Genomic DNA, 1,015 nt, shown 5'->3' on the forward strand with positions numbered 1-1,015 from the left:
TTTTTCAAGAACGACTGGCATCTATTGCTCGATCCATCTCCACCCTATTGCCGGAAAAGGTAAATGTCGTTCTCCCTGCCTGATGGCCCCAGAGTGGCCGTGTAGGGCACACCATGGATAGTGATGCTGGTCTGGGGGTTGTCCGCGCTCGGCAGCAACTCATACCAGGACATTGCAAGCCGAAGGCCAGCCGGTGCCGGTTGATTGCGGTGTTGCCAGCTCGGAGGGACAGCTTCTCCCAAGTCGTCCACAGGCAGCATGTACTGTGGGGTGCCGAAGATCGATGCCCCCAAGCTTTGCTCCCATGGTGCGTCTGGCGGATTGACGCTTTGCACCGGTGAATAGGCGGCTGACGGCAAATCCGGCCGGAAGGTCGCTGTATTCCAGCTATCGGCGGGAAGCTGGCCGGGTTGAGCCACTCCATGCCAAAACTCTGCGGGATCGGCGATCTGTGTGGAGGACTCCGGTCCAGCCGCCGCAGCCCCCGCTCGAGCACTGTTGGGCGCGGGGCTCAGACGTCGTTGGAGTTGCTCCCGATCGGCGACGAGGTTGTCGAGGTGCAGCACGGCTGGCCGGTCTCTTCGCGCCAGTCGTCTAACGAGCGCCCGCGTGCCGTCAACCACGAAGACTCCGCAATCATAGTCGTTGCGCTGTTGGGTCATGCGGACGGGCTCCAGACGGGTACCCAATCTTTGTGCGAGCATTGCTGCAAACTCGTCGTTCTGTCCCCGGAAGGAGTCATAGTGAAAGGCAGCCGGCCCCTCGCGGTTGCGACGGTCAACGAGTAGCAGCGACCAATGGGTGCCGCGGTGATCAGGATCCGAAGCACTGGCATCGCTCACTGGAAGGAACAGGAAGTCGGCTGTATCTCTTCCATTCTGATCATTAACGATGCGCTGGAAAGCGCTCAGCGCGGTGCTCTCGTCGCCCAGGCGCAGATGATAATGGGCTATCAGGGGATCGATAAGCCGCGTCCTGGCGGCGAGATCCGGATCGTTTCGCTGCAAGTCCTGCA

The 1,015-nt window shown here is 60.7% G+C and carries 1 protein-coding gene; it reads right to left on the bottom strand.

Features of this window, described 5'->3' with window-relative positions:
- Window positions 1–44 precede the first annotated feature (44 nt).
- The coding region (locus GGI60_RS31710) for a Ulp1 family isopeptidase (RefSeq protein ID WP_246720550.1) at window positions 45–1,015 on the bottom strand (971 nt) is incomplete at its 5' end.

The sequence above is a fragment of the Rhizobium lentis genome (genome assembly GCF_014200175.1).
Lineage (GTDB): Bacteria > Pseudomonadota > Alphaproteobacteria > Rhizobiales > Rhizobiaceae > Rhizobium > Rhizobium mulingense.